Annotated in this window: 5 protein-coding genes; 2 read left to right on the forward strand and 3 right to left on the reverse strand. The window is 66.9% G+C overall.

Annotation, left to right across the window (positions count from 1 at the left end):
- Positions 1-205: 205 nt before the first annotated feature.
- Entirely contained in the window at positions 206-604 is a 399-nt protein-coding gene (locus KXJ60_RS00315; protein WP_291123174.1) for a hypothetical protein, read from the forward strand.
- A 4-nt stretch (positions 605-608) separates the two neighbouring features.
- Here KXJ60_RS00315 and KXJ60_RS00320 read toward each other — a convergent pair whose 3' ends face one another.
- Together KXJ60_RS00320 and KXJ60_RS00325 are read right to left on the reverse strand one after the other, a co-directional pair.
- Positions 609-1,094 (reverse strand): nucleoside deaminase, encoded by a 486-nt coding sequence (locus KXJ60_RS00320; RefSeq protein WP_291123176.1) that lies wholly within the window; start codon positions 1,092-1,094, stop codon positions 609-611.
- On the reverse strand, positions 1,091-2,122 hold the full coding sequence (locus KXJ60_RS00325) for an ABC transporter substrate-binding protein (RefSeq protein ID WP_291123177.1): 1,032 nt from the start codon (positions 2,120-2,122) through the stop codon (positions 1,091-1,093). Before KXJ60_RS00325 ends, KXJ60_RS00320 begins: the two co-directional genes overlap by 4 nt.
- Before the next feature lie 292 nt (positions 2,123-2,414).
- Between KXJ60_RS00325 and KXJ60_RS00330 the strand changes: the two genes are divergently transcribed.
- Complete coding sequence (locus KXJ60_RS00330; RefSeq protein ID WP_291123179.1) at positions 2,415-3,434, forward strand: aromatic ring-hydroxylating dioxygenase subunit alpha; 1,020 nt, start codon at positions 2,415-2,417, stop codon at positions 3,432-3,434.
- A 294-nt stretch (positions 3,435-3,728) separates the two neighbouring features.
- Here the strand turns inward: KXJ60_RS00330 and KXJ60_RS00335 are convergent.
- The coding region (locus KXJ60_RS00335) for a nucleoside deaminase (protein ID WP_291123182.1) at positions 3,729-4,115 on the reverse strand (387 nt) is incomplete at its 5' end.

A 4,115-nucleotide genomic window follows, 5' to 3' on the forward strand; every position in this document is an offset into this window, starting at 1 on the left:
GGGGGGGGGGCGGCCGGCCCCCGGGGGTGCTACAGGCGCAACGGGTTCGCCCGGTCCTGCGGGTGCCACCGGTGCCACAGGCCCGGCGGGTGCAACTGGAGCCACTGGCGCGACCGGGCCTGCCGGTCCAGCGGGGCCAGCGGGGCCGACCGGCGCCACAGGCGCTACCGGTGCCACAGGTGCCACAGGCCCGGCCTCGTACGAGGTGAGCTGGTCGCTCGCCAGCACCAACACCGTCGCGGCGGGCACGTGGTCGGTCAGCACCATCGGGCAGGGGCTGAACCGGTCCAGTGGCAAGTTTGTCCAGCTGCTCAGCCAGAACTGCGCCAACGGCACGTTCCGGGCGGCCACGCTGGGCACACCGGCCGCCGGCCAGACGCACCAGTTCACGCTGTACCGCGCGGCGGGCCCAAACCCGCTGGACGCGCAGCTCAGCGCCACAGCGTATTCATGCCAGCTCGACAGCACTTCGCGCAGTTGCACCGTCAGCGGCGCGGCGGGGTTCAATGCAGGTGACGCGCTGGAGCTGGTGTGGACCAACAGCGCAACGGTGGCCGAGCAAGCCTCACCGGGCCCGATCGGCATCGCCTTCAGCTGTCAGTGAGGGCTCAGGCCTTCCAGAACCCCCGGTGGGGTTCGCTGGCCTCGTCCAGCAGCGCCGGCCCGATGCATTCGATCGGGTGCGGCGATGCGGCGAACACGTCGCGGCACGAGAGCTCGGCGTCGCGTTGTTCGGCCCGTTCGCCACGGAACACGCGCAGGCTCACCGCGTCGATGCCGAACACCACGCGCCCGATGTTGCTCCAGAAGATGGCGCCCGCGCACATCACGCAAGGCTCGGCCGACGAGTAGAGCGTGGACCGCGCGAGCGTCTCGCGGTCCACCACCGGGCTGAGCTGGCGCACCGCGTTGGTTTCGGCATGTCCGGTGCAGTCGCCGGTTTCGCTGGTGTTGCACCACGCTTCGGCCAGCACGCGCCCGTCCTCGGCCACCACCACTGCGCCGAAGGGCCGGTTGCCCCGGCTGCGCGCCACGCGCGACCAGGCAATGGCCTGGCGCAGGTAGGTGCCGTCGCGTTCGCTCAGGGCGCTCATGCCTTCACCGTGCGCTCGCCCGCGGCAGGCAGCATCGCGCGGTTGAAGATGCCTTCAACCCCCGGGCGCACCTTGAGGCCGAAGACATCCACCACTTCGTCCACCTGTTGCTCCAGCGTGCGCTTGAACACGTCGCCCAGGCCGTGGCTGCGTGTGTCGGCGGCGGCAATGTACTGCTGCGTGATGCGCCAGCGCTCCAGCTCGACCGCTTCATTGAGGATGGGTTCGCGCAGCTTGGTGGCGGCGACGGCGGCGGCCGGGTCTTTCATGCTGTCCAGAATCGCGCGGTTGGTGGCGCGCAGGAAGCCGGCCACGGCCGCGGGGTTCTGCGTGGTCATGGCGTTGCTCGCCAGGATGGCGTTGCCGTACAGGTTCACGCCGGCGTTGGTGTATTCGAGGATGGAGAGGTCTTCGAGCTTCATGCGCGCGAACAGCGAGACGGCCGAGTCGTGGAAGTAGGTGGCGCCGTCCACGTCGCCGCGCACCACCACGTTGTCGCGCGAGGCGAAGTCGGTGGTGGACCACTGGAAGAAGTTGTCTTTCAGGCGCAGCTTGCGCGCCACCATGGGCCAGGCGCGGCGTGTGGACTCGACCGCGGCGGCGGCAATCTTCTTGCCCTCCAGGCTGCGGAAGTCGGTGGTGATGCCGCGGTCCTTGCGGCCGATGATCGCAAACGGTGCGCGGTTGTAGTACTGGTAGACGGCCTGCACCAAAGGCGTGCCGCTCTGCGCCGCCTGGAACTCGATCAGCGAGCTGATGTCGCCCAGGCCCATCTGGTACACGCCGCTGGCAATGCGCGTGATGGAGGCCACCGAGCCCGAGCCCACGTCGATGCTCACGTCCAGGCCCTCGTCCTTGTAGTAGCCGCGTTGCTGCGCCAGGAAGAAGGGCGAGGTCTGCCCGGTGATGCGGAAGTCCAGCGTGAACTTGATGGGGGTGAGTTTGGGCGATGACTGGGCCCAGACGGTGGGGGCGGCCAGGGCCGAGACGGTGGCTGCAGAAGAGGCGAGGAAATGGCGGCGTTGCATGGTCATGCTCCGTTGAAAAGGTCTTGTGGCCACCCCTGCCAGCCGGGTGGCCACAGGGGACGTACAAGAGCAATTTCCGGGCGGGTGGTGTGGCACCCGCTGAACGCTTCTACTCTGCGGGGCCGTCGTATGCACGAGGCATGCCAGCGTTCGTTCCTCGAATCGGTGCACACGGATGGCCCATGTTTTGCTAGCATCCACGCCCAGAGTAGAAGCGTTCAACCCCGCGCCATGCGGGGTGGGAAATTGCTCTTGAGAACCCTCAAGCCATTTCTTTCAGGAGCGCTTCACCATGCTGGTCACGCAACAGCCCGTCTTCCGCCGCTACTGGCACGCCGTCATGCCGCTGACGATGCTGGCCGACGGCCCCAAGCCCTTCACCCTGCTCGGTGAAAACATCGTTCTCTTCCTCGACGAACACGGCGAGCCCGCCGCCCTCAAGGACCGTTGCTGCCACCGCACGGCGAAGCTGAGCAAGGGCTGGTGCAAGAACGGCAACATCCAGTGCGGCTACCACGGCTGGGTCTACAACCGCAGCGGTCGTGTGGTGATGATTCCGCAGTACCCGCCCGAGCGCGAGATTCCGAAGGACTACGCCACCACGGCCTACCACTGCACGGCGCGCTATGGCTATGCGTGGGTGGCGCTGGAAGACCCGGTGACCGACATCCCTTCCATCCCGGAGTTCGAGGCCGAGGGCTGGCGGACCATTTTTCAGTTTTACGAAACATGGAACACGAGCCCGGTGCGCGCGCTGGAGAACTCGTTCGACAACTCGCACTTCAGCTTCGTGCACCGTGCCACCTTTGGTGTGGCAGCGTCACCCGCGCCGAGCAAGTACGAGCTGGTGGAGAACGAAGCGGGCTTCTATGCCGAGACGGTGATCGACGCAGTGAACCCGGAAAAATTCCAGCGCATCAGCGGTGTGAAGGATGCGATCACGCAGCGCCACATGCGCAACGCGTACTACCAGCCGTTTTCGCGCCGGCTGGACATCGAGTACCCCAGCGGCATTCGCCACGTGATCATCAATGCGTTCACGCCCATCGACGATGGCCGCATGCAGCTGTGCCAATGGCTGTTTCGCAACGACTCAGAGGCGGATTGCCCGGCGCAGATGCTGATCGACTTTGACGACGAGATCACGCGCGAGGACAAGGACATTCTGGAGTCGACGGACCCGGACGCGGTGGTGGACCTGCGGCGCCGTGGGGTGGAATATTCGATGGACTCGGACCGGCCGGGCATCCTCATTCGGCGCAAGTTGATGGCGTTGTTGGCTTCTGCGGGTGAGGCGGAAGTTCATCGCTGAGGTTTTTTGCTTGCACCTCGCGGGCTCGCGCACGCGGTGGGCTCTGCTCCGCGGCTGTCCCCCGGACTGCCTTCGGCAGTCCTCCTCCTTTTATGCCCCTGCGCAGAGCCCACCGCGCCCGCGAGCCAGAAGTGATGCGTGCACGCCAACAGACCGAGTCCCAACGAGGTCATCGGTGATCGGGGTGGCCGGCGCAGCGACATAAAAGGAGGAGAGGCGGCGCAGCCGCCTCGGGGGACAGTCGCGGAGCCGGCCACCCCGGTCGCCGATGGCCGGAGCAGCCAGGCAAGAAACTCAGCGAGCAGCCCAGAACCCCTGATGCGGCGCCAGCATCTCGGCTTGCAGCTCAGGCACCGGGCCAATCACCTCGATCGACTTCTGCCCGCGCGCAAGCACCTCGCGGCACGGCAGCGACAGCGTGGGGTTTTCCTCGTGGCTGCCGGTCAGCGCGAGCAGCGCCTCTTCGCTCGCGCCGTACACCACGCGCCCGATGTTGGCCCAGTAGAGCGTGCCCGTGCACATCGCGCAGGGCTCGAAGGTCGTCACCAGCGTGCACTGCGCCAGATACGCACCCGGATAGGTGCTGGCCGCGTGGCGTGCCAGCGTCGACTCCGCGTGGTTCACCGTATCGATGTTGCCCTGCTCGGCCAGCACCGACTCGCCATCAGGCGCCACCAGCAA

This window comes from Hydrogenophaga sp. (assembly GCF_019264445.1).
In the GTDB taxonomy this organism is placed as follows: domain Bacteria; phylum Pseudomonadota; class Gammaproteobacteria; order Burkholderiales; family Burkholderiaceae_C; genus Hydrogenophaga.